Origin of the sequence: Pseudomonas sp. PDM16 (assembly GCF_014851865.1) — a bacterium.
Taxonomy (GTDB): domain Bacteria; phylum Pseudomonadota; class Gammaproteobacteria; order Pseudomonadales; family Pseudomonadaceae; genus Aquipseudomonas.
Window position 1 is genome coordinate 763,249 of sequence record NZ_JACVAM010000001.1, and the last position, 18,475, is coordinate 781,723.

The following is an 18,475-nucleotide window of genomic DNA, read 5'->3' on the forward strand; positions in this document are numbered from 1 at the left end:
TCGAGGCCCTATAGATGAAGATCGGCGTAATCGGTGGCGGCCAGCTGGGCCGCATGATGGCCCTGGCGGGCACCCCGCTGGGCATGCACTTCTCCTTCCTCGATCCGGCCGTGGATGCCTGTGCCCAGGCGCTCGGCGAGCATATCCTCGGTGACTACGACGACCAGGAGCAGCTGCGCCGCCTGGCCGACCAGGTTGACCTGGTGACTTTCGAGTTCGAGAGCGTGCCGGCCGAGACCGTCGCCTTCCTCTCGCAGTTCGTGCCGGTCTATCCGAGCGCCGAGTCTCTGCGCATCGCCCGCGACCGCTGGTTCGAGAAGTCGATGTTCAAGGACCTCGGCATCCCGACGCCGGCCTTCGCCGACATCCAGTCGCAGGCCGATCTCGACGCCGCCGTGGCCAGCATCGGCCTGCCGGCGGTGATGAAGACCCGCACCCTGGGCTACGACGGCAAGGGTCAGAAGGTCCTGCGCAAGGCGGAAGACGTGGTCGGCGCCTTCGCCGAACTGGGCAGCGTGCCGTGCATCCTCGAAGGCTTCGTGCCGTTTACCGGCGAAGTGTCGCTGGTGGCCGTGCGCGCTCGTGACGGCGAGACACGCTTCTACCCGCTGGTGCACAACCGCCACGACAGCGGCGTGCTGGCCCTGTCCATCGCCAGCACCGCGCATCCACTGCAGGCGCTGGCCGAGGACTACGTCGGCCGCGTGCTCAAGCAGCTTGATTACGTCGGTGTGCTGGCCTTCGAGTTCTTCGAGGTCGACGGTGGTCTCAAGGCCAACGAGATCGCCCCGCGCGTGCACAACTCCGGGCACTGGACCATCGAAGGCGCCGAGTGCAGCCAGTTCGAGAACCACCTGCGCGCCGTCGCCGGCCTGCCGCTGGGTTCCACCGCCAAGGTGGGCGAGAGCGCCATGCTCAACTTCCTCGGCAGCGTGCCGCAGGTGAGCAAGGTGGTGGCTATCGAGGATTGCCACCTGCACCACTATGGCAAGGCCTTCAAGGCCGGTCGAAAAGTCGGTCACGCTACCCTGCGCTGCGCCGACATGGCGACCCTCAAGGCGCGTATCGCCCAGGTCGAGGCGCTGATCGAAGGTTGAACCCCGCCGTTGCGCTCCGGTCACAACAAGGCGTGCCTTTCGGCGCGCCTTGTTGGTTTCTGGCCCCTGAAAAGGAGTACGGCATGAGCATCATCGGCACCATCATCATCGGTCTGATCGTGGGTCTGGTCGCGCGCTTCCTCAAGCCTGGCGACGACAGCATGGGCTGGATCATGACCATCCTGCTTGGCATCGGCGGTTCGCTGGCGGCCACCTATGGCGGCCAGGCCCTCGGCATATACGCGGCCGGCGAGACGGCCGGCTTCATTGGCGCGGTGATCGGTGCCATTGTCCTGCTGCTGATCGTCGGATTGATCAGGCGCAACTGACGCGCGCTCGCCAAGCCGTTAGGCTTGGCGACTCCTCTTCGCTGCGAGATCGCCCATGCGTCGCCTGTTGTTGTCCCTGCTGCTGCTGCCCCTGTTGAGCCATGCCGAGCCTCCCGAGCTGGATTGGCTGGAGTTGATGCCGAAGGAGGACCAGCGTGCCCTCGAGGCGATGCCTGAAATCAGCCACGACAGCCCCGAGGCAGCCGGTGCCTTCGGCCAGCAGGGCGGTCTCAAGCAGGAGCTGGGCCTGCCGGCGGTGATGTACTCGAAGAAGACAGTGGCGCGCCTGGATGGCAAGGCCATCCGCCTGGGTGGCTACCCGGTGCCGCTGGAGAGCGATGCTTCTGGCAAGACCACGCTGCTTTTTCTGGTGCCCTATCCGGGCGCCTGCATCCATGTGCCGCCGCCCCCGCCGAACCAGATCGTGCTGGTGCGCTACCCCAAGGGCATCACCCTGGACGATATCTACGAGCCGCTGTGGGTCGACGGCACGCTGCACATCGAGGCCGTGGACAACGATCTGGCCGACGCCGCCTATGCGCTGGATGCCAGCTCGGTGCGCTTGGTGGAGGAAGACGATCTCTGACCCCTCACTCGAGAGGCGAGAGCTTCTTCGTGCTCTATGCGGGCTCGCTCCACAGACTCAAGCCAAGACGGTGATGCTCACCGGGCGCCAGCTCCACACAATCGTCCCAGACGTTGGCCGTCTCGATGCACAACATGCGCTGCCAGGCATCGTCGGCGAAGCTGGACAGACGGCCGGCCTTGTCGATCCACGGATTCCACAGCACTGCCGAGCGGGAGCTACGAGTCTGCAAGTGCAGGTCGCGCTGCCAGCCAGCATCGTGAAGGCGCAGCTGCGGCGGCAGGTCTAGGTAGATACGATCGGTTTCGCCGCTGAACCGCAGCTCGCCCTGCTGGGTGCGCTCCTGCCAGTCTTCCAGAGTCTCGATGTAGCGACTGCCTTCCAGTCCATGCACGGCCACCTGGCGGATGTCGCTGACGGCAAAGTAGCTGTGCAGCGCCTGGCTCAGGGCCAGCGGTGCAGTGCCGAGGTTGTGGCTGGCCAGGTCTAGGTGCAGACGTTCGTCCAGGCGGATATCCAGACGCAGCTCGGCCGCATGCGGCCAATTGGGCAGCGGATGCTGTCGAGTGTCGAAGGCGAACTGCAGATGCACTGCCTCGCCCTCGCTGTCGATGCCCAGCAACTGCCAGTCCAGCGCCCGCACGCCACCATGGAAGGGAGCGGTGGCCAGATTGTCGTGCTGCGCCTGTACCTGTAGCGGATTACGGCCGAGATCGCCGAACCATGGCCAGCAGATCGGAACGCCTCCGCGTACCGGCTGGTGACGCTGGTAGCTGGCATGCTCGCTGAGCCAGATCAGCGGTGGTTGCTCTCCTTGCTGGAAGCTCAATACCTGGGCGCCCTGCTGCGCGACCAGCAGCTCGGTATTGCCCCGGCGTACTCGCCAGCAGGTCAGCTCGTCCAGCTCGATGCGTTCGATATGGGCCTGGGTCATGGTCCGTCTCCCTGAAGATTCGGATATTTGACCGCAGCCCGGCGGAAAAGACCAAGCTCCATGAAAAACGCCGCCTCATGGGGCGGCGCTTGGTGCTGGGGTCAGCCGCGGCGGGGCGGTACTGGGCGGGTGCGGCCGCTGCCGTCGATGGCCACGAAGACGAACACCGCCTCAGTGACTTTGCGCCATTCGCTAGACAGCGGATCGTCGCTCCATACTTCGACGAGCATCTGGATCGAGCTGCGGCCGACCTCCAGTGCCTGGGTATAGAAGGACAGCTGCGCGCCCACGGCCACCGGTACCAGGAAGGCCATGCGGTCGATGGCGACGGTAGCGACGCGGCCCCCGGCCACCTTGCTGGCCATGGCGGTTCCCGCCAGGTCCATTTGCGAGACCAGCCAACCGCCGTAGATGTCGCCGAAGCCATTGGTCTCGCGCGGCAGGGCGGTGATCTGCAGGGCCAGATCGCCCTGGGGGATGGGGTCTTCCTGTTCGAGTTCGATCATGCTGTGGGCCCCGCTGGTGGATTCTTGTCTTTGGCTGCTCGCTGGCAGGCTACAGCCCGCTCTAGACGGGCCGTGCGCAGTATATCGAGGCTAACGTCAAACGACGACCGTGTGGTTCCGCTTTTCGCTAGCCGACTGCGCGGCAGCCTCGCAATTTGCTATGGTGCGCCAGCCTTGCCCATCCTAATAACGAAATCCTATGTCTGCCGAGCATGCCAGCCCAGCGTCCGTCGTGGCGCGCCCCCTGAATCGCAGCGATTACAAGACCCTCTCGCTTTCCGCCCTCGGTGGAGCGCTGGAGTTCTACGATTTCATCATCTTCGTGTTCTTCGCCGCTGTGGTCGGCAAGCTGTTCTTCCCGGCCGAGATGCCGGAATGGCTGCGCCAGCTGCAGACTTTCGGCATCTTTGCCGCCGGTTACCTGGCTCGCCCGCTGGGCGGCATCATCATGGCTCACTTCGGCGACCTGCTCGGGCGCAAGCGCATGTTCACCCTGAGCATTTTCATGATGGCGGTGCCTACGCTGATCATGGGCCTGCTGCCGACCTACGCGCAGATCGGCATCTGGGCACCGCTGGCGCTGTTGGCCCTGCGCGTGGTGCAAGGTGCGGCAATCGGTGGCGAGGTGCCGGGGGCCTGGGTGTTCGTTGCCGAGCACGTACCGCCCAAACACATTGGCTATGCCTGTGGCACGCTGACCTCCGGGCTGACCTTCGGCATCCTACTCGGCTCGCTGATGGCGACACTGATCAACACGCTCTACACCCCTGCAGAGGTGCTCGACTGGGCCTGGCGAGTGCCGTTCCTGATCGGCGGTGTGTTTGGCCTGTTCTCCGTGTACCTGCGCCAGTGGCTGCATGAGACGCCGGTGTTCGCCGAACTGCAGCAGCGCAAGGCGCTGGCGGAGGAAGTGCCGCTGAAGACGGTGCTGCGCGAGCATCGCTCGGCCATCGTCCTGTCCATGCTGCTGACCTGGGTGCTGTCGGCCGGCATCGTGGTGGTCATCCTGATGACGCCGACACTGCTGCAGACCGTGTACGGTTTCGAAGCCGCCACGGCGCTCAAGGCCAACAGCCTGGCCATCATTTGTCTGACGCTGGGCTGTATCGCTTCCGGCGCGCTGGCCGACCGCTTCGGTGCAGGGCGTACTTTCCTGATTGGCGGTGCCCTGCTGGCGCTCAGCTCATGGACCTTCTACATCAGCCTCAAGGCACATCCGGACTGGCTGTTCCCGCTCTACGCGATCACCGGCCTGCTGGTCGGCACTATCGGCGCGGTGCCCTATGTGATGGTCAAGGCCTTCCCGCCGGTGGTGCGCTTCTCCGGGCTATCGTTCTCCTACAACCTGGCGTACGCCATTTTCGGTGGGCTGACGCCGATGGTCGTAGCCCTGCTGATGAAGTGGGACCCGCTCGGACCGGCCTACTACGTGGCGGCGCTGTGTGGAGTGGCCATGCTGATCGGCCTGTATCTGCTCAAGCAGAAGCGCTGATCGACCGCAGGAGGCGCACCATTCCCGGGGGCGCCTTCTTTATTTATTGCGCTGGCGTTACCCGCCAGATCTTGTTGCCGACATCATCGGTCACCAGCAGTGCGCCCTGCTTGTCGAGCCTCACGTCGACCGGTCGGCCTTGGGCTTCGCCCTCTGCGTTGAGGAAGCCGGTGAGCACGTCGAGCGGAGGCCCACTCGGCTTGCCCTCGGCGAAGGGCACGAAAATCACTTTGTAGCCGCTGTGCGGCTTACGGTTCCACGAGCCGTGCTGGCCGACGAACAGGCCGTTCTGCCAGGCCGGTAGCGCGCTGCCCTGGCCGAAGGCGATGCCCAGCGAGGCGGTGTGTGGCCCCAGCGCGTAGTCAGGCGGTAGCGCCTTGGCCACCAGCTCGGGGCGTTGTGGCTGGACGCGCTCGTCGACGTGCTGGCCGAAGTAGCTGTAGGGCCAGCCGTAGAAACCGCCGTCGCGCACCGAGGTGATGTAGTCCGGCACCAGGTCGCTGCCGATCTCGTCGCGCTCGTTGACCGCCGTCCACAGTGCGCCGGTTTGTGGCTCCCAAGCCAGGCCGTTGGGGTTGCGCAGGCCGGTGGCGAACAGGCGTTTGCTGCCGCTGGCGCGGTCGACTTCCCAGATCGCCGCACGGCCATCCTCGATGTCCAGGCCGTTTTCGCCGACATTGCTGTTGGAGCCGACGGTGACGTACAGCTTGCTGCCGTCCTTGCTGGCGATGACGTTCTTGGTCCAGTGGTGGTTGATGCCGGCCGGCAGGTCGGTGACCTTCTCCGGCGTCGCGCTGATCCTGGTTTCGCCAGCGTTATAGGGGACGCGCACCAGGGCGTCGGCGTTGGCGATATAGAAGTCGCTGCCTACCAGGGCCATGCCGAAGGGCGAGTGTAGGTTTTCCAGGAACACTTCACGCAGGTCGGCAACGCCGTCGTTGTCGCTGTCGCGCAGCAGGGTGATGCGGTCGGCGCTGGGCACCCCGGCGCCAGCCCGCGACATCACCTTGCCGGCGATCCAGCCCTTGAGGCTGAAGGGCTTGTCGCTCTTCGGGGCATTACTCTCGGCTACCAGCACATCGCCATTGGGCAGCACATAGAGCCAGCGCGGGTGGTCCAGGCCTTCGGCGAAGGCATTCACCTGGGTGCCGCTGGCGGCGGTAGGTTCTTCGCCCTCTGCCCAGCCCTTGGCCGGGGCGATGTTCACGGTCGGCAGCAGGGTCTTGTTCGGTGCCGGCAGTTGCGGCTTGGCGTCGGTGCCGTCGCTGACATTCAGTGCAGCCTGTTCACCGCAGGCGCTGCAGGCGAGGGCCAGGGCCGTGATGGACAGCAGGTGCAGTCGATTCATGGGCAGTCTCCGAGGGGCAGTGGCGGTGCAAATTTTTTCGACAGCCATGCTGGCCATTCATCCAATTGTCATATTCCGTTCATAGAGTGTTCATCAGGCCTGCAGATACTTGGCCCCGTTCCATCCAACCCCTTCCTGCTAGGAGCAAGGCATGAAACTCAAGCGTTTGATGGCGGCCCTGACCTTCGCCGCCGCCGGCGTAGGCGCTGCAACTGCGTTCGCCGCTGTCGACCCGGCCATCCCCGGCTACGAAAAGACTACCGGTGTATCGGGCAACCTCTCCAGCGTCGGTTCCGACTCCCTGGCCAACCTGATGACCCTGTGGGCCGAGGAATACAAGAAGCTGTACCCGAACGTGAACATCCAGATCCAGGCCGCCGGTTCTTCCACCGCGCCGCCCGCTCTGACCGAAGGTACCGCTAACCTGGGCCCGATGTCCCGTGCCATGAAGGACAACGAGCTGCAGGCCTTCGAAGAGAAGTTCGGCTACAAGCCGACCGCCGTTCCGGTGGCCATCGACGCCCTGGCTGTGTTCGTGCACAAGGACAACCCGATCAAGTCCCTGGACATCGCTCAGGTTGACTCGATCTTCTCCAGCACCCGCCTGTGCGGTGGCGCTCAAGACATCAAAACCTGGGGCGATCTGGGTCTGACCGGTGAGTGGGCTGCCAAGCCGATCCAGCTGTTCGGTCGTAACTCGGTATCCGGCACCTATGGCTACTTCAAAGAAGAAGCGCTGTGCAAAGGCGACTTCAAGGCCAACGTCAACGAGCAGCCGGGTTCGGCTTCCGTGGTCCAGTCGATCTCCAGCACCGTGAATGCCATCGGCTACTCGGGCATCGGCTACAAGACAGCCAGCGTCCGTGCCGTTCCGCTGTCGAAGAAAGGCGGTGAGGCTTTCGAGGCTTCCGAAGAAAACGCCCTGGCTGGCAAGTTCCCGCTGGCTCGCTTCTTCTACGTCTACGTGAACAAGGCGCCGAACAAGCCGCTGAGCCCGCTGGACGCCGAGTTCCTGAAGCTGGTTCTGTCCAAGCAAGGCCAGGAAGTGGTGGTGAAGGATGGTTACATCCCGCTGCCGTCCAAGGTCATCGACAAGGCCAAGCAAGAACTGGGTCTGTAATAGCCCTGCCAGCGCACCGGGATCCCATCCCCGGGGCGCTGTCCGACACGCCCGCTACTCTTCTGGAGTCGCGGGCGTCGTCGCGTCACCGAGCTGTAATCTTTCTGTCACACAAGCCGGATAGATTGAAGTACCTCAAATTAAGCGGGCTGTGTCCGCCGCGCCCGAGAACTCCTCATGAATGACTTGGCCAACAACAGCATGAGCGCCTCCGCGAATAATCAACGGGTGGATTTCAATACTCCCGCCCTGCTGCGCAAACGTCGCATCCGTGCCCTCAAGGACCGCATGGCACGCTGGTACGTGTCCATCGGCGGCTTGGCCGTGCTGGCGTGTATCACCCTGATCTTCTTCTACCTCGCCTATGTAGTGGCGCCGATCTTCGGCGGTGCCGAGATGGAGGCGCGCGATGCTCAGCAGCCGGCCTGGCTGGCTGGCCAGAGTGAAGCGTTGCTGCTGTCCGTCGAGGAGCAGAACAAGGTAGCCATGCGCCTCGGTCGTAGCGGTCAGGTGCAGTTTTTCGGCCTGCGCGACGGCGTGGCCATGAATGCCTACCAGCTGGCGCTGCCGGCCGGCGCCAGCATCATCTCGGTCAGCCAGGATCAGCCCGGCAGTCACCGCGTAGTGCTCGGCCTGTCCAACGGCCAGGCGCTGGTGTTCGCACATGCCTACAAGGTCACCTACCCGGACAACGTCAAGACCATCACGCCTCAGTTGGAGTACCCGCTTGGCGAAGCGGCCATCACTCTCGACGCCCAGGGGCGTCCGCTGGAGCACGTGGCCATCAGCCAGAACGGCGATACGCTGATGCTCAGCTCTTCTACCGGTGCCGAGCTGCAGCTGCTGGCGATCGGTCGTGAAGAGAACATGATGACCGGCGAGGTGACCCTCAGCGAGGAGCGCATCGCGTTGCCGCAGATCGCCGAGCCAATCAAGTCGATGATCATCGATCCGCGCCAGCAGTGGCTGTTCGTGATAAACGGCAAGGCCACCGCCGACGTCTTCGACCTGCGCAACAAGAGCCTGAACGGTCGCTACAAGCTGCTCCAGGGCGACGCCGAGGTGACCACGGTCAACCCGCTGCTCGGTGGCATCTCGCTGATGGTAGGCGACAGCAAGGGCGGCATTGGCCAGTGGTTCATGGTTCGTGATGCCGATGGCAAGGCCGCACTGACCCATATCCGTGGCTTCCAGCTGAACAACGCAGCCATCACCCAGATTCTTCCGGAAGAGCGCCGCAAGGGCTTCCTGGCGCTGGACGCCGAAGGCCACCTGGGCATCTTCCACAGCACCGCACACCGCACCCTGCTGACCGAAAAGGTTGCCGAGGGCAGCGGTATCGCCGGCCTGTCGCCGCGCGCCAACCGCGTGCTGGTGGAGTCCAACGGCCAGCTGCAGCGCTTCGTCATCGACAACCCGCACCCGGAAATTTCCTGGAGCTCGCTGTGGGGCAAGGTCTGGTACGAGAGCTACGACGAGCCCAAGTACGTCTGGCAGTCGACCTCGGCCAACACCGACTTCGAACCGAAGATGAGCCTGGCGCCGCTGACCTTCGGCACCCTGAAGGCCGCCTTCTACGCCATGCTGCTGGCCGCTCCGCTGGCCATCTGCGCCGCCATCTACACCGCCTACTTCATGGCCCCGAGCATGCGCCGCAAGGTCAAGCCGGTGATCGAACTGATGGAAGCGCTGCCGACGGTGATCCTCGGCTTCTTCGCCGGCCTGTTCCTGGCACCGTATGTGGAAGGCCACCTGCCAGGCATCTTCAGTCTGCTACTGCTGACGCCGATCGGCGTGCTGCTGGCCGCCTACGCGTGGAGCCGCCTGCCGGAGAAGATCCGCCTGGTGATCCCGGACGGTTGGGAAGCGGCGCTGCTGATTCCGGTGATCCTGCTGATCGGTACTTTCGCGCTGGGCATGAGCGGCCACCTGGAGAACCTGTTCTTCGGCGGCGACATGCGCCTGTGGATCAGCAATGACCTGGGCATTGCTTTCGACCAGCGCAATGCCCTGGTGGTCGGCCTGGCCATGGGCTTCGCGGTGATCCCGAACATCTACTCCATCGCCGAGGACGCCGTGTTCAGCGTGCCGAAGAGCCTGACCTTCGGCTCCCTGGCCCTGGGTGCCACGCCCTGGCAGACCCTGACTCGCGTGGTGATCCTCACCGCCAGCCCGGGCATCTTCTCGGCCCTGATGATCGGCATGGGCCGTGCGGTGGGCGAGACCATGATCGTGCTGATGGCCACCGGCAACACGCCGATCATGGACATGAATATCTTCGAGGGTCTACGCACCCTGGCCGCCAACGTGGCGGTGGAGATGCCGGAATCCGAAGTGGGCAGTACCCATTACCGCGTGCTGTTCCTCTCGGCACTGGTGCTGCTGGCCTTCACCTTCGTGATGAACACCCTGGCGGAGCTGATTCGTACCCGCCTGCGCAAGAAATATGCGTCGCTCTGAGAACTGGGAAAGGTAGACGTCAGTGAAAACCAAAGAGCAAAACCTCAAGTCCTGGTTCAAGAGCGGCTCGCCCTGGGTATGGATGACCGCCAGTGGCGTGTCCATTGCCGTGATCATGACCATCGGACTGCTGTCGGTGATTGCCGTGCGCGGCCTGGGCCACTTCTGGCCAGCGGACGTGATCGAGGCCAAGTACCAGGTGCCGGGCGAAGCTGCCCGCATCATGGCCGGCGAGCTGGTGCAGGAAGAAGAAGTGCCGCGTGCCCGTCTGGCCGCTGCCGGCTTGCCGGTGGACGTGAAGGGCGGCGAGTTCATGACCCGCGAGCTGTTCAAGGTTGGCAACCGCGAGGTCTACGGTGCCGACTTCAGCTGGGTGGTCGCCGAATGGATGAGCGAACCGAACACGCCGGAAAACCTGGTGGTCATGGAGCGCCGCGAGTGGGGCAACTTCTACGGCTACCTGGTCAACGTCAAGGAGAACGGCCAGGTGATCGCCGAGGGCGATGCCGCCTGGGGCGATCTGCAGAGCCGCATCTCCCGCGTCGACGAGCTGCACTCGCAGCTGGTGAGCCTGGAGAAGAGCGACATCGGCCACATCAACCATGGTCTCGAGCAGCTGCGCCTGGATGGCCGCCGTCTGGAGTTGAAGGATCGCCTGGACGCCGCCGCCCAGGCCGACCTCGATGCCCAGCGTGCCGAGCTGAACGCCCAGTACAAGGTGCTCGAAGGTCAGCTGGTGGAGCTCAACCAGCAGCTCGCCCGTGACAGCGTAACGGTGAAGACCGTCGACGGCCGCGAGCAGGAGATTGCCCTGAGCAAGGTGGTGCGGGCCTTCCAGCCGAACGCCATGGGCGTCGGCGCCAAGCTGGGCTTCTACTTCGCCAAGCTGTGGGAATTCGTCAGCGACGAACCGCGTGAGGCCAACACCGAGGGCGGTATCTTCCCGGCCATCTTCGGCACCGTGATGATGACCCTGATCATGGCCGTGATCGTCACCCCGTTCGGCGTGCTGGCAGCCATCTACCTGCGCGAGTACGCCAAGCAGGGACCGCTGACCCGCATCATCCGCATTGCCGTGAACAACCTGGCCGGCGTCCCGGCCATCGTCTACGGCGTGTTCGGCCTGGGTTTCTTCGTCTACGTACTGGGTGGCTCCATTGACCGCCTGTTCTTCGCCGAAGCGGCGCCGGCGCCGACCTTCGGTACGCCGGGCCTGATGTGGGCCTCGCTGACCCTGGCAATCCTCGCCGTTCCGGTGGTGATCGTTGCCACCGAGGAAGGCCTGGCGCGTATCCCGCGGGCCCTGCGCGAAGGTTCCCTGGCGCTCGGTGCGACCAAGGCCGAGACCCTGTGGAAGGTGGTGCTGCCGATGGCCAGCCCGGCCATGATGACCGGCATGATCCTCGCCGTGGCTCGCGCCGCCGGCGAAGTGGCACCGCTGATGCTGGTCGGCGTGGTCAAACTGGCGCCGAGCCTGCCAGTGGACGGCAACTACCCGTACCTGCACCTGGACCAGAAGATCATGCACCTGGGCTTCCACATCTACGACGTCGGCTTCCAGAGCCCCAACGTCGAGGCCGCCCGGCCGCTGGTGTACGCCACCGCGCTGCTGCTGGTGCTGGTGATCGCCCTGCTCAACCTGAGCGCCGTGTTCATCCGTAACCACCTGCGCGAGAAGTACAAGGCGCTGGATCACTGATTAATTGCGTCGCTGCGGCACCCGCCGCAGCGGCATGAACGAATTGTTAGCGTAGGGAGCCTCCCATGCAGCACGAAGTACACACCCACGGTATCGACATGGCCGCCCTTGGCCGCCAGAAGCAGGGCCTCAACCTGGCAGACGAAACCGTCGCCCTGGAAGTGCCCGGTCTCAACCTGTTCTACGGCGACAAGCAGGCGCTGTTCGACGTGTCGATGAATATTCCGAAGCAGCGCGTGACGGCCTTCATCGGCCCGTCCGGTTGCGGCAAGTCGACCCTGCTGCGCACCTTCAACCGGATGAACGATCTGGTCGACGGCTGCCGTGTGGACGGCGAGATCCGCCTCGACGGCCACGACATCTACAAGAAGGGCGTGGACGTCGCCGAGCTGCGTCGTCGTGTCGGCATGGTGTTCCAGAAGCCGAACCCGTTCCCCAAGAGCATCTACGAAAACGTGGTGTACGGCCTGCGCATCCAGGGTGTGAACCAGAAGCGCGTGCTCGACGAGACCGTGGAGTGGGCCCTGAAGAGCGCCGCCCTGTGGGACGAGGTCAAGGACCGCCTACATGACTCCGCTCTTGGCCTGTCCGGCGGCCAGCAACAGCGTCTGGTCATCGCCCGTACCGTGGCGGTGCAGCCGGAAGTGCTGCTGCTCGACGAGCCTTGCTCGGCGCTGGACCCGATCTCGACCCTCAAGGTCGAAGAGCTGATCTACGAGCTGAAGAGCAAGTACACCATCGTCATCGTCACCCATAACATGCAGCAGGCGGCGCGCGTCTCCGACTACACCGCGTTCATGTACATGGGCAAGCTGATCGAATTCGGCGACACCGACACGCTGTTCACCAACCCGGCGAAGAAGCAGACCGAAGACTACATCACCGGCCGCTACGGCTAACCGCCGGCTATGGCAAATCGCGCTGCGCGTTGTCGGCGGCGCTTGCCGTACGTGTTTGTACTGTCTGCGCGCCGCCTCCTAGCTCAGCACGATTTGCCAAAGGCCGGCACGCTCCGATAAGAACTCCATCAAGATTCGCAAGGGCTCGACCATGATCAACAAAGACAGCCTCACCCATCACATCTCTCAGCAGTTCAACGCCGAACTGGAGGAAGTGCGCAGTCACCTCCTGGCGATGGGCGGCCTGGTCGAGAAGCAGGTCAACGACGCGGTCACCGCGCTGATCGAGGCCGACTCCGGCCTGGCCCAGCAGGTGCGCGAGATCGATGACCAGATCAACCAGATGGAGACCAACATCGACGAGGAGTGCCTGCGCATCCTCGCCCGCCGCCAGCCGGCCGCGTCCGATCTGCGTCTGATCATCAGCGTATCCAAGTCGGTGATCGACCTCGAACGTATCGGTGACGAGGCGTCGAAAATCGCCAAGCGCGCCATCGAGCTGTGCGAGAGCGGCGAGGCCCCGCGCGGTTATGTCGAAGTACGCCACATCGGCGATCAGGTTCGCCGCATGGTGCAGGAGGCGCTGGACGCCTTCGCCCGCTTCGACGCCGATCTGGCCCTGTCCGTGGCGCAGTACGACAAGACCGTTGACCGCGAGTACAAGACCGCCCTGCGCGAACTGGTCACCTACATGATGGAAGACCCGCGAGCCATCAGTCGCGTGCTGTCGATCATCTGGGTGCTGCGTTCGCTGGAGCGCATCGGCGACCACGCGCGCAACATCGCCGAGCTGGTGATCTACCTGGTTCGCGGTACCGACGTGCGGCACATGGGCCTGGCCCGCATGCAGGAAGAAGTGCAGGGCGGCAAGAGCGAGTAACTTCGCGTCGGGCGGCTCGTGAAGCAATCTCCGAGCCGTCAGCCCGATCACCGGGTGCGACACGTTGGCCTTGGGCCACTATCCACAGCTATGCTTGTCGACATCGTTGTCGGGAGTGGTCGATGAGCAAAGTCAGTGTGCTGGTGGTGGACGACGCCACCTTTATTCGAGATCTGGTGAAGAAGGGACTGCGCGACCACTTCCCCGGCGTCCATATCGAGGAAGCGATCAACGGCCGCAAGGCCCAGCAGCTGCTCGGCCGTCATCCCGTCGACCTGATTCTCTGCGACTGGGAAATGCCGGAGCTTTCTGGCCTCGAATTGCTCGCCTGGTGTCGCGAACAGGACAATCTGAAGACCACGCCCTTCATCATGGTCACTAGCCGCGGTGACAAGGAAAACGTGGTTCAGGCCATCCAGGCCGGCGTCTCTGACTTCATCGGCAAACCCTTCTCCAACGAACAGCTGGTGACCAAGGTCAAGAAGGCCCTGCACCGTGCCGGCAAGTTGCAGGCCCTGGCCGCCTCGGCGCCGCCGAAGATGCTCAGCACGGGAGCATTCGCCAATGACTCTCTGGCGGCCCTGACCGGTGGCAAGGCCGAGGTGGTGCAACCTGCCAAGCCGGCTGCCGCCCCCAAGGCCGCGCCCACTCCGGCGGCTGGCGCGAGCAAGCCCTCGGTCAACAGTGGTGGTCGTGGCCAGGGCCAACTGCGCCTGCCCGGTGGCAGCATGGCCTGCGTGATCAAGGCGCTGAGCCTCAAGGAGGCGCTGTTGGTGGTCAAACGCGCCGAGCTGCTGCCGCAGGTGCTGGAAAGCGCGGTGCTCGATCTGGAGCAGGGCGAGGCGGCCGAGACCGCACGTCTCAACGGCTACCTGCATTCGGTGGCGGCGCTGGAGCCGAAGCCGGACAGCGAGTGGCTGCAGCTCACCTTCAGGTTCGTCGACCGCGACCCGCAGAAGCTCGACTACCTGTCGCGCCTGATCGCTCGTGGTTCTGCACAGAAGCACTTCGTGCCGGGCGCCTGAGGCCAGGCTGCCCGCTATCGACGTGGCTCAGATGGATTGGCGCCAGGTCACCATGAAGTTGCGCGGCTCGCCGTAGAGCGTGCCCCACCAGGGTCCGCCTACCGACTGGAAGTACTTCCTGTCGAACAGATTGCGCAGTGTGAAACCCACATCCGAATGCTCGCTCAGTCGATAGTTGGCCATCAGTCCGACGATGGCGAGTCCGCCCTGGGATACCCGGTAGCCGTTGCCATCGATATGGATGTCGCTCTGCGCCCGCACATCGCCGCCGATGGTCCAATTGCTCTCGGGAAGCCGGTAGCTGCTGGAGGCGCGCAGGACGTGGTCCGGCAACTCGGTCATGTACGGGTCCCCGGTCTGCTCGCCCTTGCCGTACCGGCTCTTCACATAGGTATAGCCGGCTGCCAGTTGCCAGCCGGGTAGTACCTCGCCGTTCAGGCTCAGATCCAGCCCCTGGCTGATCACCAGGCCGGAAGCGGTGTAGCACCAGCCGGCGCAGGCATTGTTGGCGTTGTAGGGGACGCTGTCATCGCGCTTGGCGAGGTTTTCCTGCTCCAGACGGAAGATGGCCGCAGCCGCATTCAGACGCCCGTCGTAGAACTCGCCCTTGATACCCAGCTCGTAGTTGCTCCCCACTACGGGGTCGACCGTCGAGCCACTGGTCTGCCGCTGGCTCTGCGGTTTGAAAATATCGGAATAGCTCGCGTAGGCGGAGGACCAATCATTGAGCTCGTAGACCAGGCCGGCATACGGGGATACCACACCGCTCTCCTGCTGCTCCGTGGCTCCCTCGGCAGTTTCATAGTTGAAGTCGCTGACCCGGGTGCCGAGGATGAGCTTGAGTGGGTCGGCCAGGCTCAGGCGCACGGCAGAATACAGGCCGTGCTGGCTTGTCTCGTTGAAGCCCGGCCAGGCTGGCATGGGGTCTCCGGGTTTGGCGATGGACGAGGGCCGGTAGTCGTACAGGTTGATCGGCTCGCCACCGTATACGGCGCGATTCCTGTCCTTTTGCTCGATGCCGCTGGCCCCCAGAACCAGCTCGTGGTCACGCCCGGCAAATTCGAACGGCCCGGTGGCATGTACATCGAGCGAGTCGGAGGCGAAATGCCGTTCCAGGAGGTTCCAGTTGAGGCTGAGGCCATCGCCCGTGACGCGGTTCAGTTTGCCATAGAGATAACTGCCCCGATCGTCGGTATCCGTCTCGCTGTGATCGTAGGCGGCGCGCAGTGCCCAGCCGGCGGCCAACTGATGCTCCAGGCGCAGGCTGTAAAGCAGGCTCTCTCGCTTGATTCGCCCCCAGTCCGCGCCAAAGAAGCTGGAGCGACTGAGCCCGAGATCGCTACCGTCTGCTGCGGTCGGTATCCCCAGCGCCTCGACGGTCCGATTCTTCTGGTACTGGACGCTGCCAGTCAGCGTGGTGGCTTCGCCCAAGTCGGCCGCCAGCACACCATAGAACGCCTGACGCTGGTCCTCGCCATGGTCGATGAAGGAGTTGCCGTCTTGCCAGACGGCCACCGCACGTCCGCGCAGCACGGCGGAATCCACCAGCGGGCCGGACACATCACCTACCAGTCGCATCCTGTCCCATGAGCCGCCGCCGATTTCGACCGAGCCCTGCGCTTCGGTCGTCGGCAGCTTGCGTACCATGTTCACCGTCCCGCCGGGCTCACCGGCGCCACTGAGCAGGCCGGAGGCCCCCTGGAGAATCTCGACACGATCAAGAAAGGCGCTGTCCGGCGAGGGGCCACGGTTGGATTCGCCGATCCCCCAGGGGTTGGGAACGCCTTCGAACTGGGTCTGCATGGCGAAGCCGCGGCTGTAGGCGGTGTTGCCATTGCCGCCTGACTTCTGGACATACACCCCGCTGGTGCTCTCCAACACATCCACCATGCTGGTCAGGCCAAAGTCATCCATCTGCTGCCGAGTCACCACGGTGACCGTCTGAGGTGTTTCCCTCGGCGAGAGATTCAGCCGCGTGGCGGTCGACATCGATCCGCTGGTGTAGGAGCCGGTGCCTTCGGTGGCTTGCCCCAGAGAGCTGCCGCTGATGCTGGTTGCGCCCAGTTGCAGGGCCCCGGAAGCGTCGACGGAGGGGGACAGCCGATAGCCGCCATTGTGCAGCGGCAGAGCCTGAAGCCCGGTGCCGATCAGCAAACGAAGCAGAGCCTCTTCCGCGGTGAAGTCACCCTGTACGGCTGGATTGCGTTTGCCGGCCAGGTCGGAGTGCTCGAAGGCGACGTTCAGGCCCGTTTCCTGGCTCAGGCGGGTCAATGAACCATCCAGCGGGCCGGCCGGGATGTCGAAGTGTCGAGCTACGCTGGCATTGGCCTGTTCGCTGGCCTGGGTGACGGCAATCGGTGACAGGCCGAGGCCCAGGCAGAGGATGGCATGGCGGACGGCGACGCGAAGCGGCGTGCGCTGGGAGGGGCGGATGGTCACAGAGAGAGTTCCGTTGGCAGGTTTCTGGAGTGTTCTGGCCTGTATGCCGGGCCAGCGTGCCAATCCCCTCAACGAGAACGGTAATTTCTTTCCCTCCCTGAGGAGCCGATGCTGCAGGGGCGCTCAGGTAGAGAGTCGAACCCAGTAGCGCGTCAGATGATGCAATCTCAGCCCATGGGCTTCGGCGAGGAAGACCAGGGTGGTATCCGTGTCCGCCAGGCTGAAGTTGCCGCTGATGGGGCGGTTGGCAATCTGCGGGTCGCAGCCGAGATGGCCGTGCCTGTGGCGTCCCAGTTCATCCAGCACGCGAGACAGCGGCATGTCGCGAGCGACCAGCAGGCCCTCGCGCCAGGCGGCGATATCCTGTGACCCTCCTGCGCTCTGTGTTGCGCCTCCGGCGGAAAGGAGCCACACCTCTCCTGGTCGGGCCATTTCGCCAGGGCCTGTCTGAGGCTGCACGCGAACTGCCCCCTCCGTGACATCGAGGCGGCAGACATGCTCCTTCAGGCGGACACTGAATCGAGCGTCCAGCGCTTCGAGCAGAGCGAAGGGGGTTTCCACGCGCAGTGGCCGGGGTACCTGGCTACCGGCATCGGCTCCACTGATCAGATGCAACTCTCCGCGCAGGAGCTGCACCAGGCGTTGGGTATCGTCGAAGCGCAGGGAGACGGCGCTGTCGGTATTCAGGTCGAGCACGCTGCCGTCGGCCAGCGTCCACCTGCGTCGCTCTCCAGTGCGGGTACTCCGGTCGGCAACGAGACGTTGCCACGGCGTAACCTCGGCGGTACCCCAGGTACAGGTTCCGACTGCGCCGAAGAGAGCCAGGAGCTTGATGATCTGCCGGCGCTTCAGTCGTGCGTCTGGGAGCCTCTCCAAGGTCTGCATGGCGAGCTTCGATGGCAGGCCGGCGAAGCGGCCGCCAAGGCTCTGGATTCGCTCCCAGGCCACGCGATGCTCATCGGCATCCGCGAGCCAGGAAGAGAACGCCTTGTATGCTTCTTCCCCTGGCTGGTTGTAACCGAGCCTTATCGACCAGTCGATGGCCTGGTCGATCACGGCGTCCCGCAGCGGCGGTGGGGGCGTTTCGCTCATGTCGGGGTCTCGTAGACCAGGCGGTAGCAATGACGCAGGGCGCTGGCGATGTAGCGCTCGACGGTAGACAGCGAAACGCCCAGGCGCTCTGCGATCCTGGGGCAGGTCATGCCGTCCAGCTGAGCCAGCAGAAAGGCCTGCCGAACCTTGGGCTTCAGCTCGTCGAGCATGCGGTCGATGGCGATAAGAGATTCCACGACCAGCAGGCTGGTTTCTGGAGAGGGCGCCTCGTGCTCCGGAATATGGGCCACCGTTTCCAGCCAGGCCCGCTCGACGTCCCGGCGTCGCCATAGATCGATAACCAGGCCTCGGGCCACCGTGCGCAAGTAGGCGCGCGGCTCGCTGGGAGCTACATCGCCACGCCGTTGCAGCAGGCGGACGAAAGTATCCTGCGCCAGGTCCGCCGCATCGGCGGAGTTGTTCAACCTTGAGCGCAGCCAGCTCTGCAGCCAGCCGTGGTGGTCGGTATACAGCTGCGTGATAACGGATGCGGAGGGTGAGCCGGACATGCTTGATCCTTGCAGGAACGGTTGCGCGCAAATGATAAGTTTTCGCATTATCAACCGAAG

Annotated in this window: 16 protein-coding genes; 10 read left to right on the plus strand and 6 right to left on the minus strand. The window is 64.2% G+C overall.

Annotation, left to right across the window (positions count from 1 at the left end; all coding sequences use genetic code 11):
* Positions 1-14: 14 nt before the first annotated feature.
* The 3 genes from IB234_RS03495 (at position 15) to IB234_RS03505 (ending at position 2,012) form a co-directional block, all read left to right on the plus strand.
* Positions 15-1,097, plus strand: coding sequence for a 5-(carboxyamino)imidazole ribonucleotide synthase (locus IB234_RS03495; protein ID WP_192313929.1), 1,083 nt, complete (start codon positions 15-17; stop codon positions 1,095-1,097).
* Positions 1,098-1,180: 83 nt separating this feature from the next.
* Positions 1,181-1,426 (plus strand): GlsB/YeaQ/YmgE family stress response membrane protein, encoded by a 246-nt coding sequence (locus IB234_RS03500; protein ID WP_192313932.1) that lies wholly within the window; start codon positions 1,181-1,183, stop codon positions 1,424-1,426.
* Positions 1,427-1,481: 55 nt separating this feature from the next.
* The gene (locus tag IB234_RS03505) at positions 1,482-2,012 is read left to right on the plus strand and encodes a DUF3299 domain-containing protein (protein WP_192313935.1); all 531 of its coding nucleotides are present in this window, start codon (positions 1,482-1,484) and stop codon (positions 2,010-2,012) included.
* Positions 2,013-2,046: 34 nt separating this feature from the next.
* Here the strand turns inward: IB234_RS03505 and IB234_RS03510 are convergent, their stop codons facing one another.
* Positions 2,047-2,946, minus strand: a complete 900-nt coding sequence (locus tag IB234_RS03510) for a D-hexose-6-phosphate mutarotase (RefSeq protein WP_192313938.1) — start codon at positions 2,944-2,946, stop codon at positions 2,047-2,049.
* Between the two features lie 101 nt (positions 2,947-3,047).
* Positions 3,048-3,452: an acyl-CoA thioesterase gene (locus IB234_RS03515; RefSeq protein ID WP_137974555.1), complete on the minus strand. Its 405-nt coding sequence runs from the start codon at positions 3,450-3,452 to the stop codon at positions 3,048-3,050.
* A gap of 199 nt (positions 3,453-3,651) precedes the next feature.
* Here IB234_RS03515 and IB234_RS03520 point away from each other — a divergent pair, with 199 nt between their 5' ends.
* Positions 3,652-4,944, plus strand: a complete 1,293-nt coding sequence (locus tag IB234_RS03520; protein ID WP_192313941.1) for an MFS transporter — start codon at positions 3,652-3,654, stop codon at positions 4,942-4,944.
* A gap of 43 nt (positions 4,945-4,987) precedes the next feature.
* On the opposite strand, the gene IB234_RS03525 is transcribed toward IB234_RS03520, so the two are convergent.
* Positions 4,988-6,292: a PQQ-dependent sugar dehydrogenase gene (locus IB234_RS03525; RefSeq protein WP_192313944.1), complete on the minus strand. Its 1,305-nt coding sequence runs from the start codon at positions 6,290-6,292 to the stop codon at positions 4,988-4,990.
* Positions 6,293-6,443: 151 nt separating this feature from the next.
* On the opposite strand from IB234_RS03525, the gene IB234_RS03530 reads away from it, so the two are divergent.
* The 6 genes from IB234_RS03530 (at position 6,444) to IB234_RS03555 (ending at position 14,375) form a co-directional block, all read left to right on the plus strand.
* Entirely contained in the window at positions 6,444-7,412 is a 969-nt protein-coding gene (locus tag IB234_RS03530) for a PstS family phosphate ABC transporter substrate-binding protein (protein ID WP_192313947.1), read from the plus strand.
* Positions 7,413-7,589: 177 nt separating this feature from the next.
* A complete protein-coding gene (locus tag IB234_RS03535; protein WP_192313950.1) occupies positions 7,590-9,872 on the plus strand; it encodes an ABC transporter permease subunit in 2,283 nt (760 codons plus the stop codon).
* A gap of 82 nt (positions 9,873-9,954) precedes the next feature.
* Positions 9,955-11,571 (plus strand): phosphate ABC transporter permease PstA, encoded by a 1,617-nt coding sequence (gene pstA, locus IB234_RS03540; protein ID WP_225580396.1) that lies wholly within the window; start codon positions 9,955-9,957, stop codon positions 11,569-11,571.
* A gap of 65 nt (positions 11,572-11,636) precedes the next feature.
* Positions 11,637-12,470: a phosphate ABC transporter ATP-binding protein PstB gene (gene pstB, locus IB234_RS03545; RefSeq protein WP_192313956.1), complete on the plus strand. Its 834-nt coding sequence runs from the start codon at positions 11,637-11,639 to the stop codon at positions 12,468-12,470.
* Positions 12,471-12,621: 151 nt separating this feature from the next.
* Positions 12,622-13,350, plus strand: a complete 729-nt coding sequence (gene phoU, locus IB234_RS03550; protein WP_192313959.1) for a phosphate signaling complex protein PhoU — start codon at positions 12,622-12,624, stop codon at positions 13,348-13,350.
* Positions 13,351-13,472: 122 nt separating this feature from the next.
* A complete protein-coding gene (locus IB234_RS03555) occupies positions 13,473-14,375 on the plus strand; it encodes a response regulator (protein ID WP_192313963.1) in 903 nt (300 codons plus the stop codon).
* Between the two features lie 27 nt (positions 14,376-14,402).
* On the opposite strand, the gene IB234_RS03560 is transcribed toward IB234_RS03555, so the two are convergent.
* The 3 genes from IB234_RS03560 to IB234_RS03570 form a co-directional block, all read right to left on the minus strand.
* Positions 14,403-16,814, minus strand: coding sequence for a TonB-dependent siderophore receptor (locus tag IB234_RS03560; protein ID WP_192313966.1), 2,412 nt, complete (start codon positions 16,812-16,814; stop codon positions 14,403-14,405).
* Positions 16,815-16,937: 123 nt separating this feature from the next.
* Positions 16,938-17,906 (minus strand): FecR domain-containing protein, encoded by a 969-nt coding sequence (locus IB234_RS03565; protein ID WP_192313969.1) that lies wholly within the window; start codon positions 17,904-17,906, stop codon positions 16,938-16,940.
* The gene (locus IB234_RS03570) at positions 17,903-18,415 is read right to left on the minus strand and encodes a sigma-70 family RNA polymerase sigma factor (RefSeq protein ID WP_192313973.1); all 513 of its coding nucleotides are present in this window, start codon (positions 18,413-18,415) and stop codon (positions 17,903-17,905) included. Before IB234_RS03570 ends, IB234_RS03565 begins: the two co-directional genes overlap by 4 nt.
* Between the last annotated feature and the right edge of the window lie 60 nt (positions 18,416-18,475).